23 protein-coding genes and 1 riboswitch are annotated in these 25,148 nt (G+C 44.2%); of the genes, 8 read left to right on the top strand and 15 right to left on the bottom strand.

Annotated features, from left to right (window positions below; genetic code table 11):
- Window positions 1-31: 31 nt before the first annotated feature.
- On the bottom strand, window positions 32-1,243 hold the full coding sequence (locus ABVF09_RS07205; RefSeq protein WP_026772010.1) for an MFS transporter: 1,212 nt from the start codon (window positions 1,241-1,243) through the stop codon (window positions 32-34).
- A gap of 163 nt (window positions 1,244-1,406) precedes the next feature.
- Between ABVF09_RS07205 and ABVF09_RS07200 the strand changes: the two genes are divergently transcribed.
- Entirely contained in the window at window positions 1,407-1,769 is a 363-nt protein-coding gene (locus ABVF09_RS07200; RefSeq protein ID WP_026772011.1) for a winged helix-turn-helix transcriptional regulator, read from the top strand.
- A gap of 354 nt (window positions 1,770-2,123) precedes the next feature.
- Window positions 2,124-2,438, top strand: coding sequence for a hypothetical protein (locus ABVF09_RS07195; protein WP_026568808.1), 315 nt, complete (start codon window positions 2,124-2,126; stop codon window positions 2,436-2,438).
- Between the two features lie 136 nt (window positions 2,439-2,574).
- Here ABVF09_RS07195 and ABVF09_RS07190 read toward each other — a convergent pair whose 3' ends face one another.
- The 3 genes from ABVF09_RS07190 to ABVF09_RS07180 form a co-directional block, all read right to left on the bottom strand.
- Entirely contained in the window at window positions 2,575-2,763 is a 189-nt protein-coding gene (locus tag ABVF09_RS07190) for an anti-repressor SinI family protein (RefSeq protein WP_035426389.1), read from the bottom strand.
- A 30-nt stretch (window positions 2,764-2,793) separates the two neighbouring features.
- Window positions 2,794-2,880, bottom strand: a riboswitch (cyclic di-GMP riboswitch).
- Window positions 2,881-3,093: 213 nt separating this feature from the next.
- The gene (locus ABVF09_RS07185; protein WP_371068882.1) at window positions 3,094-4,644 is read right to left on the bottom strand and encodes an alpha/beta hydrolase; all 1,551 of its coding nucleotides are present in this window, start codon (window positions 4,642-4,644) and stop codon (window positions 3,094-3,096) included.
- A gap of 297 nt (window positions 4,645-4,941) precedes the next feature.
- Complete coding sequence (locus tag ABVF09_RS07180) at window positions 4,942-5,289, bottom strand: MerR family transcriptional regulator (protein WP_371068881.1); 348 nt, start codon at window positions 5,287-5,289, stop codon at window positions 4,942-4,944.
- A 96-nt stretch (window positions 5,290-5,385) separates the two neighbouring features.
- On the opposite strand from ABVF09_RS07180, the gene ABVF09_RS07175 reads away from it, so the two are divergent.
- Window positions 5,386-5,727: a hypothetical protein gene (locus tag ABVF09_RS07175; protein WP_371068880.1), complete on the top strand. Its 342-nt coding sequence runs from the start codon at window positions 5,386-5,388 to the stop codon at window positions 5,725-5,727.
- A gap of 67 nt (window positions 5,728-5,794) precedes the next feature.
- Here ABVF09_RS07175 and ABVF09_RS07170 read toward each other — a convergent pair whose 3' ends face one another.
- The 4 genes from ABVF09_RS07170 to ABVF09_RS07155 form a co-directional block, all read right to left on the bottom strand.
- Window positions 5,795-7,231 carry a carbon starvation CstA family protein gene (locus tag ABVF09_RS07170; RefSeq protein WP_371068879.1) on the bottom strand — a complete coding sequence of 479 codons (1,437 nt, stop codon included), beginning with the start codon at window positions 7,229-7,231 and terminating at the stop codon, window positions 5,795-5,797.
- Window positions 7,232-7,406: 175 nt separating this feature from the next.
- Entirely contained in the window at window positions 7,407-7,760 is a 354-nt protein-coding gene (locus ABVF09_RS07165; RefSeq protein WP_371068878.1) for a hypothetical protein, read from the bottom strand.
- A 49-nt stretch (window positions 7,761-7,809) separates the two neighbouring features.
- Entirely contained in the window at window positions 7,810-8,445 is a 636-nt protein-coding gene (locus ABVF09_RS07160) for a TasA family protein (protein ID WP_237648665.1), read from the bottom strand.
- A gap of 146 nt (window positions 8,446-8,591) precedes the next feature.
- Complete coding sequence (locus ABVF09_RS07155) at window positions 8,592-9,065, bottom strand: hypothetical protein (protein WP_371068877.1); 474 nt, start codon at window positions 9,063-9,065, stop codon at window positions 8,592-8,594.
- A gap of 134 nt (window positions 9,066-9,199) precedes the next feature.
- Between ABVF09_RS07155 and ABVF09_RS07150 the strand changes: the two genes are divergently transcribed.
- The 5 genes from ABVF09_RS07150 (at window position 9,200) to ABVF09_RS07130 (ending at window position 15,011) form a co-directional block, all read left to right on the top strand.
- Window positions 9,200-9,889, top strand: coding sequence for a response regulator transcription factor (locus ABVF09_RS07150; RefSeq protein WP_026568815.1), 690 nt, complete (start codon window positions 9,200-9,202; stop codon window positions 9,887-9,889).
- Complete coding sequence (locus tag ABVF09_RS07145) at window positions 9,886-10,893, top strand: sensor histidine kinase (RefSeq protein ID WP_371068876.1); 1,008 nt, start codon at window positions 9,886-9,888, stop codon at window positions 10,891-10,893. The genes ABVF09_RS07150 and ABVF09_RS07145 overlap by 4 nt, the downstream gene beginning before the upstream one ends.
- A gap of 102 nt (window positions 10,894-10,995) precedes the next feature.
- Window positions 10,996-11,757 carry an ABC transporter ATP-binding protein gene (locus ABVF09_RS07140; protein ID WP_026568817.1) on the top strand — a complete coding sequence of 254 codons (762 nt, stop codon included), beginning with the start codon at window positions 10,996-10,998 and terminating at the stop codon, window positions 11,755-11,757.
- Window positions 11,747-13,693 (top strand): ABC transporter permease, encoded by a 1,947-nt coding sequence (locus tag ABVF09_RS07135; RefSeq protein ID WP_371068875.1) that lies wholly within the window; start codon window positions 11,747-11,749, stop codon window positions 13,691-13,693. Before ABVF09_RS07140 ends, ABVF09_RS07135 begins: the two co-directional genes overlap by 11 nt.
- Window positions 13,694-14,558: 865 nt before the next feature.
- Window positions 14,559-15,011: a staygreen family protein gene (locus ABVF09_RS07130; RefSeq protein ID WP_026568819.1), complete on the top strand. Its 453-nt coding sequence runs from the start codon at window positions 14,559-14,561 to the stop codon at window positions 15,009-15,011.
- On the opposite strand, the gene ABVF09_RS07125 is transcribed toward ABVF09_RS07130, so the two are convergent.
- The 7 genes from ABVF09_RS07125 to ABVF09_RS07095 form a co-directional block, all read right to left on the bottom strand.
- Complete coding sequence (locus ABVF09_RS07125; RefSeq protein WP_371068874.1) at window positions 14,999-16,393, bottom strand: amino acid permease; 1,395 nt, start codon at window positions 16,391-16,393, stop codon at window positions 14,999-15,001. The two genes, ABVF09_RS07130 and ABVF09_RS07125, sit on opposite strands and share 13 nt — an antisense overlap.
- A gap of 263 nt (window positions 16,394-16,656) precedes the next feature.
- On the bottom strand, window positions 16,657-18,231 hold the full coding sequence (locus ABVF09_RS07120; RefSeq protein WP_371068873.1) for an L-lactate permease: 1,575 nt from the start codon (window positions 18,229-18,231) through the stop codon (window positions 16,657-16,659).
- Window positions 18,232-18,267: 36 nt separating this feature from the next.
- Window positions 18,268-19,203 carry an L-lactate dehydrogenase gene (locus ABVF09_RS07115; RefSeq protein WP_371068872.1) on the bottom strand — a complete coding sequence of 312 codons (936 nt, stop codon included), beginning with the start codon at window positions 19,201-19,203 and terminating at the stop codon, window positions 18,268-18,270.
- 426 nt (window positions 19,204-19,629) lie between these two features.
- Window positions 19,630-20,610 carry an oxidoreductase gene (locus ABVF09_RS07110; protein WP_371068952.1) on the bottom strand — a complete coding sequence of 327 codons (981 nt, stop codon included), beginning with the start codon at window positions 20,608-20,610 and terminating at the stop codon, window positions 19,630-19,632.
- Between the two features lie 145 nt (window positions 20,611-20,755).
- Window positions 20,756-22,111 (bottom strand): hypothetical protein, encoded by a 1,356-nt coding sequence (locus tag ABVF09_RS07105; RefSeq protein ID WP_371068871.1) that lies wholly within the window; start codon window positions 22,109-22,111, stop codon window positions 20,756-20,758.
- Window positions 22,112-22,201: 90 nt separating this feature from the next.
- The gene (locus ABVF09_RS07100) at window positions 22,202-23,287 is read right to left on the bottom strand and encodes a hypothetical protein (protein ID WP_153463941.1); all 1,086 of its coding nucleotides are present in this window, start codon (window positions 23,285-23,287) and stop codon (window positions 22,202-22,204) included.
- Window positions 23,288-23,501: 214 nt separating this feature from the next.
- Window positions 23,502-25,070 carry a histidine kinase N-terminal 7TM domain-containing diguanylate cyclase gene (locus tag ABVF09_RS07095; RefSeq protein ID WP_371068870.1) on the bottom strand — a complete coding sequence of 523 codons (1,569 nt, stop codon included), beginning with the start codon at window positions 25,068-25,070 and terminating at the stop codon, window positions 23,502-23,504.
- Window positions 25,071-25,148 lie beyond the last annotated feature (78 nt).

Genomic DNA, 25,148 nt, shown 5'->3' with positions numbered 1-25,148 from the left:
TCCTGTTTTATCAATAATTGATCAATAATACTCAACATGCTTCTTCCTGTACGACTTGCTCCATACGATCTTTTTTCTCCAAGTACCTGCTCCATACAGTAAGCAGAACGGCAGCTGTTACCATCAATCCGCCAAGCCAGCCAGTATGAATCAGTCCGATGGAATCGGTTATGATTCCTCCCAGATAGGAGCCAATCGCAATTCCGGCATTGAAGGCGGCAATATTTATGGCGGATGCCACATCGACTGCACTTGGCACAAAACGTTCCGCCAACATGACGACGTACACCTGCAGCCCGGGAACATTCATAAACGCAAACAAGCCCATTAATATGATCGTCGCCAGTCCGGCCACTTTGAACGGAGCGGTAAATGTCAACGTGAATAACACGAGCGCCTGAATGATGAACATAAACAGCAAAGCCGTAATCGGGTTTTTGTTGGATAGTTTCCCGCCGATCATGTTTCCAATAGCTATCGCCAGCCCGTACACAAGCAGCAATACAGCTACTGTCCCTTGTTTAAATCCGGTTATATTCTGGAGCAATGGAGATAAATAAGTGAATACGACAAATGTGCCGCCATAGCCCAAAGCTGTAATCACAAAGACAAGCAGCAATCTGCCGTTCGTCACAAGCTTCACCTGATCAGCAAAAGATGTCCTGGCACTCGTCTTCAGATTTGCCGGAACTAAAATACTGTTGGCGATGAAGGCAATTACCCCTATCAGGACAATCGCCATAAAGGAGAGCCTCCAACCAAACTGCTGACCTAAAAATGTACCGAACGGAACACCAGTCACCGTAGCCACGGTAAGCCCGGTAAACATGATGGAAATAGCGCTGGCCCTGCGGTTTTCCGGTACCAGGTTGGCGGCAATAGTCGAACCTATCGACATGAACACGCCATGGGAAAATGCCGAAAGCACTCGGGCAGCAAGCAATACCCCGACGCTTGTAGCACTTGCCGCAATGCTGTTCCCTATAATGAAAATAACCATGATCCAGAGCAACAAGGATTTACGAGACATAGCTGCAGTCAAGGATGTCAAAACCGGGGCCCCGAAGGTCACCCCCAAAGCATATAAAGATACGGTCAATCCTGCGGTCGTGACAGAAACGTGTAAATCCTCTGAAATGAGCGGCAGAAGACCGACACTGATAAATTCCGTCGTCCCGATGGCAAAGGCACTTACTGCCAAAGCCAATAAAGCCAGGACACTACGCTTTTTTTCTATCGTCATGTATCATTTTCCTCCTCTTGAATTTGAATAATGATGGCTATCGCTGCCGGCAAATGTTATTATGATACACAGATACACATATAGGAAGTACGTACTTCAAAGTGATATAGGAACCAAAAAGTGATGTAGGTACTTTTTAGTTCCTATAGGAGGAGAAAATGCAATGAAAAAGAAGAAGTATAATATATCAGTCGAAGCAACATTGGAAGTAATCGGAGGCAAATGGAAATGCGTGATTCTTTGCCATCTCACCCATGGGAAGAAACGGACAAGCGAGCTGAAGCGTTTGATGCCCAATATCACCCAAAAAATGCTGACACAACAGCTCCGCGAATTAGAAGAGGACGGTGTGATCAACCGGATTATTTACAACCAGGTGCCGCCGAAAGTGGAATATGAGTTGAGTGACTATGGCAAAAGTCTGGAAGGGATTCTGGACGCACTGTGTGCTTGGGGTGATCAGCATATTACCAAGGTGTATGGAGACAAATCAGAGGTTTTGGAAGAAAGCGTATTGAATAGGTAAAACAAAGACAGGCTTGATGTTTATCAGGCCTGTCTTTTTTTATGTCCTTCCTTTGTTATTTAAATGAATAAATCATTATTAAATTGGCTGAGCATTAAGCTGCAAGCGAGTGGGCTTTGATAACCTGGGTACTTGTTCACGAAACTTTGAAAACATTTATACTGCCGAGACATTCTCCATTGGCATTTTGGTGAAAAAAAAACTTTCTGTCGAAAATAATTGTTAACAGAATAGGTATTTTGTAGTATTATTAGAAAAAATAGAGTATGATTTGCCGGAATTATAGTTCTTTTTTCATATTTGGTTTTTCTCATTCTTACTCTATTTTTCAAAAAATCAAAAGGAGGAGTTGGAATGAAAGTAACACTGCAAAATGAAGCGGGTTTAACAAAAGTAGTAAAAGTTGGGTTTAGCTGGACTACTTTCTTTTTTGGATTTTTCCCGGCCTTATTCCGCGGGGATTTAAAATGGGCGGCGATTATGTTCATAATTGAAGCCATTCTTGGTTCTTTCACATTAGGTATTGGGGCTTGGATAAGCGGGGTAGTTTTTTCCTTTGTCTATAACAAAATCTACATAAAAGAGCTTATCGAGAAAGGCTACAAGCCTGCCGATGAGGCAGCCAAAGCACAATTAGAGCAAAAACAAATCCTTTCTCCAACAGCTTAATAATTTCGATTGGCTTCGGTTGAGAAAGCAAGATAAAACGCTTGGATACATTCTTATATCCAAGCGTTTATTTGTTATCTAGCGTGATAGCCGGATTTTACGTTCCTTTTGAACGGACGTGTTCAGCACTAAGTTATCAGGACTCTCCGGTTTGTTTCACCTTGCTTTGCTCCTGTTTGGAGATCAACGCATAGTACGTGACATTCCGCTTAAACTGACCATGGTTCTGTAAAAACTCCTGCAACTCCTCTATCCCGATTCCCAGATCCTTCGCTTCCACCATCAAATCCACCCATTCCTGATCAAGCTTTTCATAAACGTCCACAATAATTCCCTCCTAAAATACAGATGTATTTCAGGCGGCCCAGCCGTCATTATTGTTTCCAATAGAAGACCTGTGGCTTTGCGTCCCTATTTTTCAATAGGTTTGCCCTTATCTGAGTTTTTCCGGCAAGAAGCACGAATGAGAACCCTGACTATCGATTTTTTCTTCCCCCCATTTTACTTGATGGCTCATTACACCTTCATTACATAACCCTTTAAAAAAGCTGCTTGATTTGAAAAAAGACAAAGAATTTTTAATGATAACGGAAATATCCTCCCACCAGGGACAAAAAACCACCTTCAGCGGCAGTTTTTATGGATCATTCTTAGTTTAGTTTCTTTTATAAGAATTCCGATGTTCCTTCAAATACAGCAGCCGGTCATTCAGTTCCTCGTCCTCGCCATAGGCTGTACAGTATAATTCCAGATAGATAGCGGCTGATTTATAATCCTTTGCTTCCTCAAACCAGTCCGCCAAAAACAGAGCCATCTCCGTCCACTGCTTCTCGATCCATCTGCGCATTTCAATAAACCAGTCTTCGTATAATCCGGGCATCATGTTTTCACTCTGTTCAGACAGCAGCTGTTTAAACCTCGCTGCTTTCTCTTCATTGCCTTTCAAACGATTGGCCAGGCGAATTGCATCGAGGAGACTCTGAAGATCTGATTTTACTTTTGCCTGGAGAAAAACATGTTCCCTGTCCGTGATCAATATTGGATTCTCATTGGCAAAACCGTTTTTCTCCAACAACTGTTTCAAATGATGCAATGCCACACGCAGCCGGTTCCTGGCATTGACCAAATCCGCTTCAGGCCAGAATATATCACAAAGCTCCTCTCTGGTTGCTGATTGTTGAATGCTTAAATAGATTAAGAGCTGTTTCGCCTTTCGTTTCCCCCAGCCTTCAAATAATCGGTTTCCATTCAAATAAACGGAAAAGCCATGGATAACATTTACCAGCAGGATGTTATCCTGTCCGGATGAATCCAATTCCTGCTGCATCAACCCTCTTATTTCGGAATACAATTCCGACGTCAGGTGCTTTTGGTAGTCATAATCCAGCAAACTTATGGAAGCAGCGGGATTCCGGTGTTTCTTTATGAAACCGTCGATCCAGTCGGCAACCAGTTTCGGCTGATCCATTTGAATCATGAATGCCGCCTCGGGAACGGTATAACACCTTGCGTTCGGGTTAAAATTCAGGATGGCACTGGATAGTTCGGGAGGAAATATGATATCCTCTGAACCGGACAAAATCAGAATAGGAACCCTTATCCTGCGTAGATTTTCAACACCCTCCGGTCCAAAACCCGTATGGAACAATTCAAAATAGACCGTCGGGGATACCTTTTTGTACGCATTCAGCAGTGTGGAAGTTTTTGCCTCTGTGGGTATATAACAAGCTTTGTCGACAATTTCTTTTGCCATCGCCAGCATATTGTCCTTCCCGTCAACCATATGCTTCCTCTGGCTGACCACCTTGTCCCCCATCTGTTTCGGATAATGGATGGGTACACTGAACAATACCACTGTTTTCAATTGTCCGGGCCGCTGCCCCGCTATTTTAATGCCGATAAATCCACCCAGCCCCTGTCCGATCAAATGATAAGCCTCTATTGCTAGTTCCTTCATCAAGAAGATAAGATCCTCAGTCAGTAAATCAATGGTTCTCTTCTCACTGCCTGTACCACTTTCCCCGTGCCCTCGCAGATCATAACGCAGAATATGGTAATGCTTGCGAAAATAAGGAATGACAAAATCCCATGAGTACATATCCAATCCGATTCCATGAATAAGAACCAGCGTTTCATTGGCGAACGGGTCTTCCGATTCCATCAACTGGTAATGAATGGTTAAGCCGTCCCGATTCATCCAGGACATTCGGCCACCTCCTGTTTTACTGACTATGTAAAATACCCTAAATATTCTTACTACTATCATTCGGCAAAAGTCTGGAAAATCCTTTATACTCTGGCTGTGACATGCGAGGGACTGCCAATTTATGGTATGATGAAAAAGATACCCTTAGAACCAGAAAAAAGCAGGTGAAAATATGGAGCAAAACGCATTGCAATGTTCATTCGAGCGATTCAATTCCACGGCGAGAGAGGAACGGAATCATTTGCACCAGCCTTTAGCCGGAATTTGATGGCTTCGCAAAGATAAAACAACTCGCTTTTATCCTAAAGCTTCCAGCAATTCTTTTACCATCCGCTTTTTATTCCTTATGGCCTGCTCTTCCTTTTCCAGTTTTCCCTGCAGTATCATCAAACTTTCCGAAACACCCTTTATTAAATGTCCGGAACCACAGCCCTTCATCCGCCGCAACCTTACGATAGTCTGAATATCCTTTAATGAAAGTCCGAGTGACTTCATTTCCCGAATTGCCTCAAAATCGCGTTTTTGCTGCAATCCATATATCCTCTGGCCATTATTCCATGCGGGTTCAAGCAACTCGAGATTTTCATAATGACGAACAGTATCCTTGGTCGATTCCATTTCTTTGACAAATTCTCCGATTCTCATCGAGAAGTCTCCTTTCTTTTCCACCAAAACTATTGACGTGGGGTCGACCCCACCGTTTAATCTACCTTTACATCAATAGGAAAAGGAGGAATTTAGTTGATCAGCAGTACTTTGATTACTTTATTCTCATTAATCAGTCTGTCGGGTGTCGTTGTATTCTTAAGAACAGGAAATGACCGTCCGTTTCCCCAGCTGCGGCCAATCCAAATCATCGCTTTGACCTTCTTTACATGTACTCATTTGGGCTTTCTCTTGTTGGGGATGTTCTCGTTCATCATGCATGCACCAATTCAATGGGTGATATCCGGAATGGCAGCAGTAATCCTTTCGAGAGTGGGCAATGGCCACTTCCTTTTCGGAAAGAACAACTGGCAGCATTACCTCGTTACGGGAGGATGGATGGCATGCATTCTCGTACTGCAGGTTTCGGGCCTGTAAGGTCTGTAAGCATTCCATTCGACTTAAAAAAGCGTCTTCCAGGTAAGTCTCCGGAAGACGCTTTTCCTTATGCGATGTTGTATTGGGCGCTTTTCTGCTTGATACTGTGATATTTGATGATCTGGCTGGCATACCACAGGATGACGACAAAGGTGAGCGAAAATCCGATAATGACGGACAGCTGGTAATCAAGGCTCAAGCCTTCTGGTGCATAGAAGATGTAGGTGCAGACAACGCCGGTCATGAACACTGCCGGCACACCGCAAATCCAATGCAGCTTGAAATTCTTCAATAAATACAAGGTACCAGTCCAAAGCATCACCGTGGCCACGACCTGATTGGTCCAGCCTACGTACCTCCATAAAAAGGTGTAGTCGATTGTCGCCAGGAAAAATGCCGGAATCGAAATCGGAATCGTGACAAGCAACACCTTCCACTTGTTATCCATTCGATAGAATTTTGACAAAATGTCCGTCGCAATCATCCTGGATGAACGAAGGGCCGTATCCCCGGTTGTAATCGGCAGAATGATGACACCGAAAATCGCAAGAATCCCACCGATTGTACCTAGTAAGGAGGTTGAGATTTCGTTTACCACTCCAGACGGCCCGCCTGCAGCAAGGGCTTCCGAAAGACCGGCTGTTCCGTTGAAGAAAGTCATGCCGGCGGCTGCCCAAATCAACGCAATCACTCCTTCGATGATCATCGCTCCGTAAAAGATTTTACGTCCATCCGATTCCTTTTTCATCGTACAAGCAATGATCGGACTTTGGGTGCAATGGAACCCGGAAATCGCCCCACAGGAAATCGTCACCATCAACAATGGCCATACCGGCAGGTCTCCTGGATGGAGATTCGCCATCGTCAGGTTCGGCATCGGTTTGCCGGATACAATAGTACCAATTGCAACAGCCACTGCCATGATAAGCAAAATCGCTCCAAGCAAAGGGTAAATCCTCCCGATAATCCGATTGACCGGAAGAACAGTCGCCAAGAAAAAGTAACCAAAGATGATGGCGAGCGCAACCATAAAGCTTAGCGGCGTGATTTGTGAAATCAACTGTGCAGGTCCAGCTGTGAAAGCCGCCGCAACAAGCAGCATCAATACCAGTGAAAGGCCGTTAATAAACACTTTCGCAGGTTTTCCCAAGTAACGGCCTACCAATGTTGGAAACTGCGCGCCGTTATGGCGAAGCGACATCATACCAGAAAAATAATCGTGAACCGCTCCAGCGAATACACTCCCGACTACAATCCAAATAAATGCCACAGGCCCATAGAGAGCACCGGCAACCGCCCCATAAATCGGACCGAGTCCGGCAATGTTCAATAGTTGGATAAGGTTCCCTTTCCACCAACTCATCGGGACAAAATCCAGATTGTCCCGCTTGGTGTACGCAGGGGTAGCGGTTCTATCATCGATTCCAAAAATCCGTTCTACAAACTTACCATAGAAAACATAGCCGAGTATAAGTAAGATCAATGCTGCAAAAAAGGTTACCATTGCCAATCCTCCTGTTGAAAAATCTAGTAGAGTATCAACAATCTTAACATGTTTATCGAGAAAGTAAATACAATATTCAGAAAAAAACTACTATTTTGTTTAGTAAAGGGCTTTCATAAATATCCCGCCCAGTGAACCTTAAAATTCCGAAGCACAAGAAATAAATTGATTTTATTTAACCCGTTTCCGCTCTTCTTTCGGACGGAGTCGATCCTCTTGGACAGAAAGTCGATCTTCTTCCGGGGAGTTGATCCTCTTTCTTCCGTTTTCGCTCTTCTTTCGGACGGAGTCGATCCTCTTTCTTCCGTTTTCGCTCTTCTTTCGGACGGAGTTGATCCTCTTGGGCCGAAAGTTGATCTTCTTCCGGGGAGTTGATCCTCTTTCTTCCGTTTTCGCTCTTCTTTCGGACGGAGTTGATCCTCTTGGGCCGAAAGTGGATCTTCTCGATGACTTGATTCTCTTCGCTCGATAAAACAGCAAAAGGCACCCGTGATTGGGCACCTTTTGCTGTTAAACCGTCAATCCGCAAGCAAGCCCCAGCCTGAAGGGCTTGTCTTTCTTTCGTTCATATAAACTTTTTATCGCTCCTCTCCATCTTCTTGCATCGCTTCGAATGTCCATTCCAAGTCCAATTGCAGTCCCTGCAGTTCATTTTGTGGTTCGCCACTATCTTTGAACCTGAATTTCACGTAAAGACTATCCTCTGCATTTTCCCCATTACCCGCTTCGATACCGTCTATTAAACCCATGAAATTACCATCTAATAATTCATGTTCCGTTGCCGCATTTTCCAATACCATATCTTTTAATTCAAATAATGATGTGCTGCTGACGATGACCGGATAAGCAAAAACGTTCCCATCACCGGTATTTTTAAGAAAATCCACTCTAAGTGCTTGTGCATACTGAGTGGCGAGTTCCTCGCTTACAGGGTTTCCGTCTTTATCCGTTACCGTATAATCGGTATGGAGCAGTACTTTTTTGATATCCAGCGTTCCTTCATTGGTAAGGAAAAAGCTTTTTTCTGTCCAATCCCCCGGTTTTAAATTATCCAATTCTACTATAGTGGATGGGTTGGCGCTAAGTTCCAGTGTGCCTGAAGAAAAAGTGCTTGCCGTAGTGGTCGTGTCACTGAAATAAGCAAAGGTCCCTCCTCCTACTAAAGCGATCCCCAATACCGCTGACATGATTGCTGTGCTGATTTTTTTATACACAATGATTCCTCCTCTGATTTTGTTATATTTCAACCCATTAAAAAATGGGAGTGCTCGTCTCTTATCAGCGAACAATTTTGTTCTTTTTTAAGAACGATGAATTCATTCTAACTGGTGAACTCTAAAATTCAAAACGTCAAATTTCTTCATTTATTCGTTATAAAGAACAAATCGCTGATATTTGCTCCCATTTCCTCTTTCTTCCTTTTATTTTCTTCTCTTTTTCCACGTAAAAAAACAGATTGCGGTTCCCTTTGAAACAAGCAATCTGTTTTCGCTGATAAAGGATAGTAGGCATAAACCGCTCTTTCAGGCGTGACGATTGGCTGGGGGTGGCAGGTCAATAGCTGCTTGTCGATTACCTCGTCAATCCACTCCGACTCCCACACTTGATCGAGTACAGAAAGCGGCCGCCACTCCTGATTTCTCAAGCGAAACCAAACGGAGGAAGCATCCATATGGTCCTGACAAAAATCTTGAAAATCCTTCATAGCCGGCTCTTCGATGATTAAACGGCCCTGTTTCTCTCTTACCGGAAACCCCTGCCTTTTCAGATGGTGTAACACCGAAGGCATAATGGATCGATTTGTTTCTCTCTCTAACGCAACCTCAAAATTCAATTCTCCTATCATACAGAGGAAATGGACTGAATCCTATTAATTGGTTCGGGCTAAAATTGTCTGGAAGGTAGAGAATAAAATGTCTATATTTGCTATACTTTTGCTAGAAGAATAAAAAAAGCGTGGTGAGCGTGTTGTTTAAAATCCTGTTGATAGAAGATGATGAAGCCTTGTACCAGGAAATCAAAGACCGGCTCGGGCAATGGTCGTATGACGTATATGGAATCGATGATTATGAACGGGTGATGGAAACATTCACAGCTATTCAGCCTGACTTGGTGATTATCGATATCCAGCTCCCTAAATTCGACGGATTCCACTGGTGCCGGATGATCCGGGAGCACTCCAATGTGCCGATCATCTTCCTTTCTTCCCGTGACCACCCGACAGATATGGTAATGTCGATGAATCTCGGGGCAGATGACTTTGTCCAAAAACCTTTTCATTTTGATGTGTTGATTGCCAAAATCCAGGCGATCCTCCGCAGGGTATATAATTACAGTAATGATGGGAACGAACTGAAAACCTGGGCGGGAGCGACCATCGATTTGGAGCGTAACCGGGTCAGCAACGAGACGGGAACAATCGAATTGACCAAAAATGAAATGTATATTTTAAAACTGTTGATCGAGCGAAAAGGCAAAATTGTCAACCGCGAGGAGTTGATCAACCGGTTGTGGGACGATCAGCGATTTGTCAGCGACAATACGTTAACGGTTAACGTGAACAGGTTGAGGAAACGGCTGGGCGAGCTTGGACTTGGCGACTTGATCGAAACAAAATTCGGCCAAGGATATGTAGCGAAGGAGCTGGAAAGTCGATGATCGGAACCTTTTTACGAGAACGGTTAAGCTGGATTTTCCTATACTTGCTGATACAGCTGCTGGCTCTGCTGATCGGTTATCTGGATGAAGCCATCCGCTTTTCTTCAATCATTTATTATGTATTTCTTTCTCTTGTCGCCTTTGTGATTTTTCTAATCGTCCGGTATCAACGGGAAACGACGTTTTTCCAGGAGCTGGCCGACCGTGAATATGACCTCGATGTAACCAGCCTGCCTGAACCAAAATCGCCATTCCAGCGACTGATCATCGACAGTATCGTGATTCCAATCGAACAATTGAAAAAAGATGCTTCGACCAATCAACAACTGTTGGAACAGGAAAAAGACGATTTGCTATCGTGGATTCACGAGGTGAAAACCCCGATGACGACGATGCATTTGATCATCGACCGGATAGAGGAGCAACAATTGAAATCGCAATTGAAAAACGAATGGCTGCGCATCCATTTACTGCTGGATCAACAACTGCATCAAAAACGGATTCCTTTTATCGAGAACGACCTTTATATGGAAACAATCGAACTGGAACCGCTTTTGTTCAATGAAATCAATTCCCTGCGATCCTGGTGCATGCAAAAACGGATCGGCATCGATGTCGACCTCTCTGTTTCCACTGTCCTGAGCGATGCAAAATGGCTTTCCTTTATCATCCGCCAACTCCTGACCAATGCGATTAAATACAGTGAAGTCTCGTCCGAAATCGTGGTCAAAAGCAGCCAGAAAGACGGACAAAGTCAACTGCAAATCACCGATAATGGCAGAGGAATCGAAGCCAAAGATCTTCCCCGCATTTTTGATAAAGGCTTCACATCTACGACGGATCACCGGGACAATGCAGCAACCGGCATGGGATTATACCTTTCCAAAGTGGCAGCGGATATCTTGAAAATAGACATCCGCGTACAGTCCGATCCTGGTACAGGAGCCACTTTCACGTTGACTTTCCCTGATCCGGATGAATTCGTGAAAATCCGAGGCATGTGACAAAAGTGTCACATGCCTTTGCTATTTTGTTAGAAGAATGAAAGGACTCCTAGAATCAGACATTATAAAATGAAGCTAACAACGCACTTTGGAGGGTTACAAATGAATGTATTGGAAGCATCAAAAATCCATAAAAGCTATGGAAACAAATTCACCAAACAAGAAGTCTTGACAGGTATCGACATAAGTATCAAAACCGGAGAGTTCGTCACCATCATGGGAGCGTCTGGTTCCGGAAAAACCACGCTGCTCAATGTCCTTTCATCCATCGACCGAGTCAGTCATGGCACAATCAAGGTCAATGGGGAGGAAATCACCGGCAGGAAAGACAAGCAACTGGCAGAGTTCAGGAAGCATCACTTAGGTTTTATTTTTCAGGAATACAATTTACTCGACACCTTGACGGTGAAGGAAAATATCCTTTTACCGTTGTCCATATCGAAAGTGTCCAAGCAAGAAGCCAACAAACGATTCCAACGTATAGCTGATGAATTAGGGATTGCCGACATCCAGCACAAGTATCCAAACGAGATATCCGGAGGACAAAAACAGCGTACATCGGCAGCTCGAGCCTTCATTCATGAACCAAGCATCATTTTTGCCGATGAACCGACCGGCGCACTCGATTCCAAGTCGGCATCCGACTTACTTTCGAAAATGAGCGACTTGAACGAAAAACGGAAAGCCACCATCGTCATGGTTACTCACGATCCGGTGGCGGCAAGCTACAGCAGCCGGGTCATTTTCATCAAAGACGGCAGCATTTATACGCAATTGAACAAAGGGGATCAGACAAGGCAAACCTTCCTGAAAGATATCATGAAAACCCAAGGGGTACTGGGCGGGGTTCAATATGAACATTAATCAACTGATCTTCCGCAATTTGAAAAAGAACTTAAAAAACTACTACTTATATGTCTTTGCCTTGATTTTCAGCGTGGCTCTCTATTTTGCTTTTGTCACCATGCAGTACGATCCGGCAATGGATGAGGCGAAATCAGGAATTAAAGGGGCGGCAGGAGTACGTGCAGCATCTGTCCTGCTAGTGGCAATCGTCTCCGTGTTTCTGTTGTACGCCAACAACTTATTTATCAAAAGGCGCAGCAAGGAAATCGGGCTGTTCCAGCTAATCGGGATGACAAAAAACCGGATTTTCCGGATTCTCAGTGCAGAAAACCTGATCATTTATTTCGGGTCGCTGGCAATCGGCATCGCGGTAGGGTTTTCAGTCTCCAAGCTGATTACCATGGCTTTCTTCAAAGTAACCGGTATCGAAGCCGTAGCAAATCTTTATTTTTCACCGCAAGCACTTGTTCAAACCCTTATCGTGTTCAGTGCGATCTATTTGTTAATCATGCTGATGAATTATCTGTTTATCAGGCGGCAGAGCATACTTTCTTTATTCCACGTCACTTCTCGTACTGAAGAAAAAGTGAAGAAAATATCAATCTGGGAGATTTTGATGGGTATTTTAGGCCTTGGATTGATTGTGACAGGTTATTATGTTTCTTCCAAATTGTTTGATGGAGACTTCAATTCTATTACCCGTTTGTATATGGCCATGCTTTTCATTCTCGGTTCTGTGATTGTCGGGACTTATTTCTTTTACAAAGGATCCGTCCGTTTTGTAGCAAATTTGATCCGAAAAAACAAAGGCGGCTATTTGAATATCAACGAAGTACTCTCCTTATCGTCGATCATGTTCCGGATGAAATCGAATGCCATGCTGTTGACGATTATTACCACCGTATCGGCATTGGCGATCGCTTTGTTGTCCTTGACGTACATTTCCTATTATTCGGCGGAAAAAACAGCAGAAACGATGTCGCCTGATGACTTTTCGTTGATTGACCAGGAGGCTGCCGAAAGCTTCGGAGAAAATTTAGCCGAACATAGTATTGCCTATCAAAAAACCGAGATAGAAGTATTGACGGCTGACATCGATATTTCAGAAATTACGGATGCAAACTTGGAAGAGTTCAATACAGATGGCGGAAATATGACTGTACCAGTTATAAGCGATACAGATGTGGAAGGGATGAATCTTACAGAAAACGAAACCTTGTTTACCGGGTACAATGACGCTCTTCAAAAAATGATTAACTTAGATGGAGAGGGCAATGTCACGATTCACGGAAAAAACGAAGAAATACTCCAGCGCTATGCCGGCCTATCCAAGGAAAAAGTAATCTCCAACTACTTTACCGTAGGCGGTCTACCCACTGCAGTCGTCGATCGTACAACATATGAACAGTTGAAGCAGGATCTAAATCCAGAGGTACAGCAGGAAGCATCGACCTATATCGGCATCACTTTGAAGGACGAAAACCAAGTTGAGGAAGCAAATGATATTTTCCAAAGCATGGAGATAAGTGAAGAATTCGGGAACTATTCGCTATACCAATCTACGCTGAACCAAAAACAAAACATGGGATTGATCATGTTCATTGTCGGTTTCTTGGGACTGACATTCCTGGTCACTTCGGGTTGTATTTTATACTTCAAGCAAATGGGAGAAAGCGAAGAAGAAAAACCGAGCTATACCATTCTGCGCAAGTTAGGCTTTACCCGGAAAGACTTGGAAAAGGGGATCCACGGAAAACAAGTATTCAACTTCGGAATTCCGCTAATTGTCGGGCTGCTTCACAGCTATTTTGCTGTTCAATCCGGCTGGTTCTTTTTCGGCAATGAACTTTGGACACCGATGTTGATCGTGATGGGGCTGTACACGGCGCTCTATTCAATATTCGGATTCCTTTCCTTTCTCTATTACAAAAAAATCATTCATGAGTCCTTGTGAATACAAGCCCTGATCCCGTTGGCATCAGGGCTTTTTTCTTTAAGCCCTTTTCGCAGGCTTTGTGCTTTTAACATTTCCCTTTTGATACAAACTGTACAATACCTGTAATGGAAGGTTTTCAATGCTATCCAAATAAAGTGTTGACCACCGCTTGGATAGCATACTTCGCTTTCCGCGGGCACGGCTTCAGCTAACTTGGTAAAGAAAACCGCTTTACCAAGTGGATCTTCAGCTCGCGCTTTTCCCGCAGGAGTCTGCGTATGCTACCTGCGCTAAGAAGCAAGAAGCATACTGTTTATCACAAGCGGAGAAGCTTATACCGTTGAAATCCAACCAGACTTCTTAATAACGCTTTTCAGGAAACGTGTTTTTTCTCTTCACAAAAATGTGGAGTTCCGTATGTTCTCCTTCTCTTGGACTATCTGCTTGTATTCCTAGTAACGCCTTTTGATAGACAAGACGTTTCACGCAGTATCAAGTGATGCAAGAGAAAATGTTTCACACATGCATTCCTAAACAGGAGTCCGGCTCCAGCGGAGGAAATACCTGTAGACTCCTGCGGGAGGAAAGGCCTCGGTGAGATTCCACAGAGCGTCAGCTCGAGGAAGCTCACCAGCCGCCCGCGGAAAGCGCAGGGTATTTCCGCAGCGGCGAACACCTACTCAACGAATATAGGAGGGGAGGAAGGAGCATTCAAACTATGTCACATTTATATCTTACCTGAAAACCAAAGTCTAAAAACAGTCTTTCCTTACCTTGTTCCACTCATTTGTTGTGGTGCTCCTGTTCGGCAATTCAATATTCCGAACCAAGGTTTCCAGCCCTGCATAAGGTAAAGCAATGAAATTCAAGGATGTGAAAAACTGTGAACCAATTAAACCCCGAAAAGGTATCCGTAGAGTTCAGAGGTGGCGTCACACCTACCGCCCCCTTCATTTCCCGGCATTATACACTGACCCACTCGGATATTACTGCAGACCTTTTTGTCACCATCGGGAGAAGTTTTGCCTGGGATAAAGTCAACCCATTGTTGCGAGATGAAGTGATCGGAAAATGGTCAACATACAATGACTCCTTAGCCTTCCAAGCGTTCGTTCAGGTCGACGGGCCCGACGGACAGCCATCGGCCGCTGTGCGGGACGAGATATTCCGGAGGGAACTTCCGCTCGCCTTAGAAGCGATCCGTTATGCAGACCATACATTTTTTTCCATACACCCTGTCCTGGATCATTCACCTATTATCATAGACTTTCTTTCCACGGATCCCCGCTTCCAAAATCGAGAATGTTGGGGCACATTTTCGGCCTATGCCCCATGATCTTGCGGCGATTTCCGGAAAACCTTATAGCAAACAAAAATGACGACAATCAGCCCCACACTTATGAACAAGCCTATCCGTTCACCAGCATGGAATAGCGCACCAGCAAGTACGATCAGGATGAGAACCAAGCCCAAATAAGAGGTATATGGATAGCCAAAAGCTTTGAATGTTCCTTGATTTTCTTGATAGGTTGGATGCAACTTCAAATGAGAAGCCAAAATCATGCCCCAATTCAGGATTAAAATCACTCCGGCAGAAGTGGTCACGTATTCATACATCGAACCCGGCAGTAAATAGGAAAATAAAATGGATACAGCAAGCCCGATTGCAGTTATCAACAAAGCGTAAACAGCGACATCCCGGCTGTTTTTCTGTTTGACTTTCGATGGTGCATCTCCGTCCTTGGCAAGGGAAACCATGACGCGGCTTATCGAAAACAACGCGCCCACCATAGTCGAAAAGGCTGCACTGATAATAATGATGTTGAATATGGAATCTAGGTAGGGGATGCGGAAGGCAGACAAAGCGGTGACGAACGGACTTTCCGATTCGTTGATCTCAGACCAGTCCACCATCCATAAAACAAAGAAAAGGGAAAGGACATACAGGGTTACCAACGTGATGATCAATCCGATTCCGGATTTGGAAATATCCCGTTTATGGTCTAATTCAGATGCCGTGACCCCGACAACGGCAATCCCGCCAAAGGAAAAAAAAATAAAAATCATCGCTGCCCAAAGCCCTTCAAGACCATGGGGAAAAAATCCTCCTATGCCAGTCTGAACGGCTGTATCCATCTCCCCTGGGGAAATGGCCCCAAGCAGAAATAAAGCGCCAAAGCCAATGAACGAAACCAGTGTGGCTATTTTGACGGTTGCAAACATTGACTCGATTTTCCCGAAATTTTGCACTCCCAACAAGTTGATACCAAAGCCGAGCGCTGCGTAAATGATAGAAAAAATCCATAACGGAATATGCGAAAACCAAAACTGCGTGAAAGTCGACAGTGCCACAATCTCGCTGGACATAATCAACACGCCGGACAACCAGTACATCCAGCCGGAAGTGAATCCTGCAGCATGGCCAAACGCTTTCGTGGCATATGCGCGGAAAGAGCCTGGCGACGGATCATTTATCGTCATTTCTGCCAGGGCGCTGAACACAAAAAATGTCGTCAGACCGGCAATTAAATAACCAAACAAAATGGACGGGCCCGCCGTTTTGATGGAAAGACCGGTACCAAGAAAGAATCCCGCTCCGATGATGGAACCGATCCCGATCAAGGACAGCTGCCACCAATGAAGATTGCCCTTGCCTTTTTCTATCTGCTTCTGTTGACGATGCTTAACAGCTTGTTTTACCAGGAGATGATGCTTCAAACCGATTTCCTCCTGCAACCCGACTTTGCCCTTATTATGTGCCGGTTGCTACAAAACCATAACCGATTCTCTTTACAAAGGGGGCTCTTTATCAGCGATCCATAGTCTACTTAAAGGGAAATGGCTGCTTTTTCCCAATCAAAAGGGAACGGAAAGATAAATTTGATAAGACTGCCCTATGGTCTTGTTTACGAAAGTACCCACACTGCGCGAAGGAAATCAGTTTGTATTCCAGGTCTACCAGTCACTCCTTAACAATCCTTTTAGAAAAATAAAGATATCACCAAGGTCCAAATGCAAACAAACAATAACAGGCCAAAACTATATTTCAATGTCATGTTTGTTAAGGTTGCTTCGCTGCCTGTTTTACCTACCGCAGCGGTTGCGATGGCAATCGATTGCGGAGAGACAAGCTTAGCTATCACGCCGCCAGCTGTATTGGCGGCAACCAACAAGGAAGAATTGGTCCCGATGATATTGCCTGCAGTAGCCTGAATAGGTGCGAACAGTGTATTGTTGTTCACCACCGACCCTGTCATGAAGACGCCGATCCAACCGAGAACAGGTGACAGTAACGGAAAGACCTTTCCTGTTGTCGCAACTGCCTCCCCTAAAGCAGTTGTCAATCCACCGTAGGTCATCAGCTTGGCAATGCCGATAATGGCACAGATCATGACAATTGGTTTCCAAAATTCTCCAACGGTCTTACCAAGAAGCTGTAGACTCTGGCTAAAACGAATCGCCCTTGTGGAAGCAACTGTCGTCAATCCTGCCAACAATATCGCTGTCCCGGTCGCCCCCATGAAATCAATCGAAACAGGTATGGAAGAACCAGGAATGATGAAGCCCCATACCGCCCAATCAAACACTGCCCCCTCTGCAAACAACCCTTTAAAAACCGGCAAACTCCACACCAGCACGAATGCCGTTAATAGGTAAAACGGAGACCAGGCCTTGATGACTTCGCCGGCAGAATGCTTCTCCGTCTGACACTCCTTTCCGTTCAGTAAAAAAATGTTCTTCGGTTGCCACTTTTTTAAAAATAACGCCAACAAACCCATAGCAAGTAGAGAAGGAATGATATCTGCCAGCTCCGGTCCAAGCACAACTGTAATAAGCGCCTGGGTTACCGTGTATGTTGTTGAAGTAACCAGGATGGCGGGTAGTATTTCTTTCACTCCCTTTATCCCATCAACAAGCAGAATAAGCAAAAACGGAATCGTAAAATTAATGAGTGGCAATGTCAGAGCCGTCATGATCGATACGTCCATCGAAGTCACTCCGCCTTCCAATCCAAACGTGTCGATAATTCCCACCGGGATTCCAATTGCACCAAAAGCTCCGGATGCCCCATTGGCAATCAAACAGAGCATAGCGGCCTGCAACGGCTTGAAGCCAAGCGAAACCAACAGTACCGCACAGATAGCAATTGGAACGCCAAATCCGGCAGCCCCTTCCAAAAAGGCATTAAAACAAAAGCCAATCAGTAATAAATGGATACGCTGGTCCTTCGATATCCCTACAATACTCCCGCGGAGTGTTTCAAATTTCCCTGACTTGACCGCAACTTTATATAACCATACAGCCATGACGATTATATAACCGATCGGCCATACTCCTTGAATCAATCCTTGCATGACGCTGCCCAGGGATTCCCCCAAAGGAAGCCGGAAAAGGAACAATGCAATGAAGAACGTCACCAGCAAATTTAACAGGGCGGCATAAATCCCCTTCATTTTCAATACGGTCAGACATAATAAGAACAAGAGAATCGGTATTGCAGCGACCAGTGCTGATACAACCAGGTTATCAAATGGATTGAAGCTCTCTGCCAACATGTTAACTGCTCCCTTTTATAAGTTAGATCCCGACCGTTACTTCTTCCACAATGCTGCTTGGATATCTTTTAATGTTTTAACAGATTGGGCAAACTGGCCTTGTTCCTTTTCATCAAGCGATAACTCGACGATCTTTTTCACCCCTGTCCGGTTGATCACGGCCGGAACACCGATATAGACATCCTCATGCCCGAATTCTCCATCCAGCATGGCGCCAACCGGGAGGACGACATTTTCGTTTTTCAGGATTGCCCTCGTGATTTTCGCCAATCCCATGGCGATCCCGTAAAAAGTCGCTCCTTTTGATTCAATGATTTTGTAAGCAGCGTCACGCACCTGGATGGAAATCTCCCGCTTTCTTTCTTCCGTCAGTTTGGGAGCTATCGGTGTGCCAGAAATATTCGTCGAACTCCAAACCGGAAGCTGTGAATCACCGTGTTCCCCGATAATATAACCATGGACGCTCGTCGGAGCTGTCTCAAATTCTTCCCCGAGTAAATAACGGAACCTTGCCGAATCCAAAATCGTACCCGATCCAATCACCCGTTCTTTTGGCAGTCCGGAGAACTTCCTGGTGGCATAGGCGAGAATATCAACAGGATTGGTGGCCACCAGGAAAATACCGTTGAAGCCGGAATCCATTACACTGGTGACAATCGAATCGAAGATTTTCACATTTTTCGTTACTAAATCGAGTCTAGTTTCTCCCGGTTTTTGTGCTGCTCCGGCACATATCACGACAAGTGCCGCATCGTGACAGTCCTGATAATTGCCGAACCTTATTTGAACCGAGCTCGGAGCATAGACAATCCCATGGTCCAAATCCATGACATCGCCTCTCGCTTTTTCTTGATTCAAGTCAACCAGCACCAGTTCATCACAAATCCCCTGATTCATCAGCGCATAAGCATAACTGGACCCAACCGCTCCTGTACCGATTAAGACGACTTTGCTGCCAAGTGTTACATTCATCATTCATACCTCCCTATCCATATGTGAATTAATTCACATATGGATTTAAAAATTTTCACCTTGGATTTTTCACCAGATCGACTACATGTTGTGAAACATTTCACAATTAAATTATAATACACCTTTTTGAGATTTGCAATGCTTTTAAGGATAAGAATAAAGCATTTCTGAAATAGAAAGATTTTCGTAAAAGCCTCTCCAAAGTGTACACCGTTTCCTAAGTACCTTACCCACTTTCACAGGAAATCACACAATCCTGGAACAACAGGAAAACCGCTAGACGTGCAATCAAACAGATAAAGCTCTGGAACCCGTGGATTATAGGATTAGTCGCTAGGACCTGATGTAGAAGGAACAGGCTTCACGTTAAAGCCATCAAGCAGGGAGACAACTCGTGTACCTGCTTGATGGCTGCTTTTTTCTTCTTTACGAAACGGGGAAAGGAACACCGATATTTTCCTCGCTTAATTTCCAAAGGCGTTTCGCCGCTTCGGGATCAACCGCCCATGGACGGACACCCGTGGCTTTCTCACTATCCTCTGGAACGACTTCTGCGATATCGACATTTTCGCAATAAACTCCGCCAAGTCCATCAAGCTGCGGGCTCACAGCACACCAGACAACGGTGGCGGCCCCCTGCTCGATGGTATGGAATTGCGGCGTCTCCTCCTTGGATCCGGAACCGTTTTTGCTGTTTTTCATTTGCTTCGGTCCAAACTCCTCTTTAGTTAAATCTCTGCCCAAATCGGTGGTAGGAATCAATCCGGGATGAACAGAAAAGGCACGGACATGGTGCGACTTTCCGCGTTCATCCAATTCCAGTGCGAATAAACTGTTTGCCGTTTTCGACTGTGCATATGCTTTCCACTTATCATACGCATGATGCTCAAAGTGAGGGTCCTCAAAGTCAATGTTTCCCAACCGGTGGCCACGCGATGATACCGCCACAACTCTGGCACCATCCGCTTGTTTTAAAGCCGGCCACAGGCGGGCAGTCAGTTGAAAATGCCCGAGATGGTTGGTGGCGAATTGCGATTCATAGCCCCTTTGATCCCGTCTTAATGGCGGCGCCATGATCCCCGCACTGTTGATGAGTATATCCAATGGACGTTTGGAGGAAAGGAAATTCTCCGCAAATGTATCGATAGAGGCTGGATCAAGTAAATCCATGGTATCTATTTCCACATTGGGAAGACCTTTCAGCGCTTCCTCCCCTTTTTCCAGACTCCGGACAGGTACTACCACGGTTGCCCCTGCTTTTGCCAGCACTTTTGTTGTTTCCAACCCAATGCCTGAATATCCACCCGTTACGATGGCGGTTTTTCCTGCCAAGTCCATATCTCCTATCACTTCTGAAGCAGTTGCATAAGGATCGAAACCGGACCCAACCGGTTTTTTGAGCAATATTTATATTCATAGATGCAACACTCCTTCCTATCGTTTAGTAGTGAATGTTTAAGAGCAAAGCGGTCTTCCCGCCTGCTACCAGCACTTCACTATATAACCTACTATAAACGCGGGAGTGTACTTCAAGGCAAGCATGATGCTCTACCTATATGGAAAGATCCACAGTCGAAAAGGATAAATGATTGGACACCTTGATATCGTCCCGTCCATTTCCACCCGACAGACGCTCCACAAACCGGTTCCAATCACCGATATAATTGGCGGTGTTCCATGTATTATGGTAAGGGTGATAACGGGATAGGCTGTCGGTTTGTTCATCCTGGGTTTTACCGGCATAGGACTGCATAGCGGTGTTCACAACTTGCTTGAATGCAGCGTTGAAGTCGTTTTCTCCCAAGCTTCCCGCCATGCTGCTGACGATCTCGGAAACCAGGCTATTATCCCATCCAACTGCATACGATTCCTTATCCCTTGTGAACGGATCATTTCTCCTGTTGATTATATACTCCTCGGCTTTTTGGTTTTGCTTGTCAATAAAGGTATCGAATGCCGTTCCGAGCTTTGTCTTTACGCTGTCACTGATATCGTAGGTATCGGTAAGCAATGAAAACTTCATGGCGGTCAAACCCAGTTCGACGCCGAACTCTTCTTCCGATTTATGCTTGTTGTATCCAAGCTGCCGGGAGTTATACCCAACGTTCCGTGTCTCCTTGGCCAATATGCCGACCGCGGCTAAGTCCTCCATGCCATACCCTTTGTTTTCCTTATCTTGTCCCTCGACGTTTTCCTTTGCATATGCATGCCGCAATTGTTCCGCCATAAATTGGTTATCGGCCAGCAGCCACTCATCCGCGGTTCCCCTGATCCCTGCAAAATTCTCATTCTGCTCCACAAACGTTTGATACTGCTCTTTTCTTTGCTGGAATTGTGATAAAACACTGGCTTTTAACGCAGTTTGTTCACCACTGACTCCATTATTTTCGAGGAAGCCCCCAATGATAGTTGAAAATGATTCTGCATATTCTTCGATTTGCGTACCGATGATTGTTTCAAGCTTTTGAAACTGGTCTGCCTGCTCCTCACCCGGGTAGCTCTGTTTTATCCGTTGGGAAAACTGCACATACTGTGAAGCTAGATAGTCGAGATCATTGGCAATGTTATCGGTGGACGATGCACTTGCATTCCGATTGGTGAGCCGCAATTCCAAAGACGCCCAGTTTATATCCATGCCTTCCAAATCACTTTCGCGAATAGCCAAGACTTCCTCCTGGCTATAACTCCGTTTGTCGAAAGAAATCGTGCCGTCCTCCTTTTTGGAAAGGTTAACCAGAATAGGAGACATCATCCGGCGGAGTGCTTCTTCCTTATGGACGTTTACGGAAGCAGACACCTCTGCTTTTTGTGGTGATTTCAAATTACTATTGTTTAGAAAATTCGTGTTGAAGGGTTGGGACAAGCTTCGATCACCAGCATGTCCTCTGATATTTTGTCCAACTTTCATGATATGGCACTCCTTTAGCCTGTTTTTTTACAACCTTTTTCTTGGTGGGCAAGAAATCTCGTATTTCCCCATCCTAAGAATTCATAAAGGTTAGTTCAAGAAAGTTATGGTGGGAATAGACTCTGCTCCACTTGCATAATAGTAGTTCAACACACTAAAGAAATCGATTGACTCACCTGTATTTAAGTCAAATACCAAAATATGATCTCCCCAATTTGTTAGGTCGTCCGTGTCCAGTCTTCGTGGGGTAGTTTTCCCAATAGTATCAACAAAAGAGCTATCATATTGTGTAGGAGGTCCTGAACGGAAAGAAGAAACGTGGTGAGTAAATAATGAACCCTCGTCCAAGTAGAGCAATATTGCATTATTTGAGCTTGCATAACTTGCAGTATAACTCACAGGTGCAGAAATAGATTTAATGTTAACATCAGAAATACTATGCTGACGTTGGTTATAATTTCCATCCCACGCAAAATAAAACTCTCTCTCCCAATCTAGTTGGGTGTTTTCTCTTCCTATAGCAGCAACAAATACACCATTTGAATAAATGTCACCATTTGGATAGCCAAGCACAGCATATAACAGAGAATCTGATGTAGAGTACACACTTTCTGCTCCGTTAGGATTGGTTGCATTCATTTTAATCGTATAGGTATCTTCTAATGTATTGGAAGAATATACTCTGAGTGCCCAGTCTCCCGAAGTTATTTGATTGTTTGCAACTAATTGATTAGCATATCCGCCGATTGATGTAGGATATGCAGTCCCTGTTTCCCAATCGATTTGATAAAGTTCTACAATGTAATCCGGGTTCTCAGTTTCTATTTCGAAAAGGATACTCCTATCACTAGGAATGCTAAAAAACCAAAAGTCATCAGGGTCAGAACTTGTCAATGAATCATTAAAATTCATCCTATCTCCAGAGACATCAAAGTTCGAACTTACCGAAAAATCTGGTTTCTCTATAGAAATCCCACTATCCTTGTTTACTTTGGGAATCTCGGATTTAAAATCAACTTCGTTGTTATACAAGGGAGCTTGAACTTTGAACTTTTCTAAATTTTGTTGTTCATTTAGGGATGCGCTTTCAACTGTGGTAGAAATGGTGGAAATACTTAGAAGTAAGATAAGAAAAAAGATAGGAATAGAAGCATACTTTCTTTTAAGATTTTTCATTCATTCTCTCCTCCAAAAATTTTTATCAATCAATGTTTATATCGACATTATATAATGGAGTTTAATAGTTTGCTTGGTTTATTTTTATATTTTTGTAAATTACCAGGAAATAACGCAACATAAATGAATCCCTTGCTTTTCTCAGAGTACAAATTCTAGATACTTATAAGAATTCATATTACTTAACTCCTCCATAAATAAATTAATTTTAATTCTAAAACTCTCGTAAATTCTTTTCCTTACCACTAAAAATCACCACCTGATTCCGCCCTTCTCCTTTTGCCGCATATAGTGCTTTATCCGCTTTATTCAATACCAGATTCAGCGTATCTTCAGGCACTTTCTCCGCCTCTGCAACGCCGCAGCTTAAGGTGACGGAAACCAAACCATCGGTCGTTCTGAGTGGATGTTCCTCGACACTTTTCCGCAATCGTTCCGCGATTTCCCATCCCTCCCACGCTGTTTTCCCCTCCAGTCCAAGTACAAATTCTTCTCCGCCGTACCGGGCAAAAAGGAGGTTTTCCTGTAATTGGTTCTGGCAGATTCTTGCAACGTGAATAAGTAACTGATCCCCGGCAAAGTGACCAAATGTATCGTTCACATTCTTGAAAAAATCCACATCCATCAAAATAACCGTAAAAGGAAAGGCATTATTTTTCGCATTATTGAACGCTTTCTCGCACTTTTCGAAAAATGCCCGACGGTTGTATAGGCGGGTAAGTTCATCATAATAAGCCAAGTTTTCCAACTGAAGCTGAAGGCTTTTCACCTCGGTGATATCGGTAAAAATAATCAACAGACCTTTCGCTTGCTGGAGAGGGGCGGTTCGGACCTGATAGGTGCGCTTTACATCATCTACCGTTAATTCGATTTCGCTTTGGGATTTTACCGATTCCAAATTAGAAGGAAGCGGCGCCCCGGAAAGAATCGGCCACACTTCCCTAAAATCCATCCCGAACAAATTTTTCCTTAAGCGCGGCAGCATTTGTTGACTGGCATGATTGAACTCTATCAAATGGTTGGAAGCATCCAACACCAGCACGCCATCATTGATACTATGAAATATTTCATCCTTTGCAATCGGCATCACCCTGAACAACCGAGAAGAATTAATGGACCATAAATATAAAAGGGAAGAAAGCCACAAAACCATCGGTACAGGATCAATACCTGGAGGCGTAATTCCGATCAGGTAAACAAAAGCAGTGACCATCGGGACCAGCGTACTGCACATCAGAGCGATCAACTGGGGTTGGTAAATTTTCGCCGTTTCTTTCCACCGGGAAAGCACCAGCAGAAACCCTACAAACATACAGGCGAACGTATAGATGCCATGAACCGCATACCACATGCCGATTTCCTGGTAAATATAAGGGATACCCAAGACAGAATCCGCTTCAAAAACTTTATAATGAAGATGGTGAAAATCATTCGTGGCAACCATCAAAAAACTGACAAACGGAAGCAGCAAAAGCAGGAACAGGGTTTTCCTCTTCAATTGGATGCCTAAGTATCTCATGATGAACAACAAACCGAAGGGCGCGGCGAATGGCAGACCGATATATTGGATGGTTGTCCAAAATTTCATCTCTTCCAAGGTGGTTGCCATCAAGCCAAAAGCAGCAGCAAAACAATAGATGGTTATCGAGGCAGTGTATAGAATGAAGTAGTTGGCAATATCACGGTAATTGTGGCGTTTTCTACATACATATAAACATAAATACAGATTAAGCACACCAGAGGTGCAAATTAAGGTTATAAAAGCGGTTAAAGGAGCATGCACGATTTACCGGACCTCTTTTTAGTAGGTATTTTTCTATAATGTAGCACAGATTTCGTGCTTTTTGTGGTTTTCCCAGAA

It is taken from the genome of Sediminibacillus sp. JSM 1682029 (genome assembly GCF_041366435.1).
Taxonomy (GTDB): domain Bacteria; phylum Bacillota; class Bacilli; order Bacillales; family Amphibacillaceae; genus Sediminibacillus; species Sediminibacillus terrae.
Note: the sequence above shows the minus strand (reverse complement) of the source record. Positions and strands in the feature narration are given on the sequence as shown.

Coding starts and splice junctions, on each gene's coding strand:
- ABVF09_RS07115 (WP_371068872.1), bottom strand. CDS start 19,203: ATGAATGTAACACTTGGCAGCAAAGTCGTCTTAATCGGTACAGGAGCG.
- ABVF09_RS07140 (WP_026568817.1), top strand. CDS start 10,996: ATGAATGTATTGGAAGCATCAAAAATCCATAAAAGCTATGGAAACAAA.
- ABVF09_RS07100 (WP_153463941.1), bottom strand. CDS start 23,287: ATGAAAAATCTTAAAAGAAAGTATGCTTCTATTCCTATCTTTTTTCTT.
- ABVF09_RS07105 (WP_371068871.1), bottom strand. CDS start 22,111: ATGAAAGTTGGACAAAATATCAGAGGACATGCTGGTGATCGAAGCTTG.
- ABVF09_RS07200 (WP_026772011.1), top strand. CDS start 1,407: ATGAAAAAGAAGAAGTATAATATATCAGTCGAAGCAACATTGGAAGTA.
- ABVF09_RS07195 (WP_026568808.1), top strand. CDS start 2,124: ATGAAAGTAACACTGCAAAATGAAGCGGGTTTAACAAAAGTAGTAAAA.
- ABVF09_RS07185 (WP_371068882.1), bottom strand. CDS start 4,644: ATGTCCTGGATGAATCGGGACGGCTTAACCATTCATTACCAGTTGATG.
- ABVF09_RS07145 (WP_371068876.1), top strand. CDS start 9,886: ATGATCGGAACCTTTTTACGAGAACGGTTAAGCTGGATTTTCCTATAC.
- ABVF09_RS07170 (WP_371068879.1), bottom strand. CDS start 7,231: ATGGTAACCTTTTTTGCAGCATTGATCTTACTTATACTCGGCTATGTT.
- ABVF09_RS07120 (WP_371068873.1), bottom strand. CDS start 18,231: ATGTTGGCAGAGAGCTTCAATCCATTTGATAACCTGGTTGTATCAGCA.
- ABVF09_RS07180 (WP_371068881.1), bottom strand. CDS start 5,289: ATGAGAATCGGAGAATTTGTCAAAGAAATGGAATCGACCAAGGATACT.
- ABVF09_RS07135 (WP_371068875.1), top strand. CDS start 11,747: ATGAACATTAATCAACTGATCTTCCGCAATTTGAAAAAGAACTTAAAA.
- ABVF09_RS07205 (WP_026772010.1), bottom strand. CDS start 1,243: ATGACGATAGAAAAAAAGCGTAGTGTCCTGGCTTTATTGGCTTTGGCA.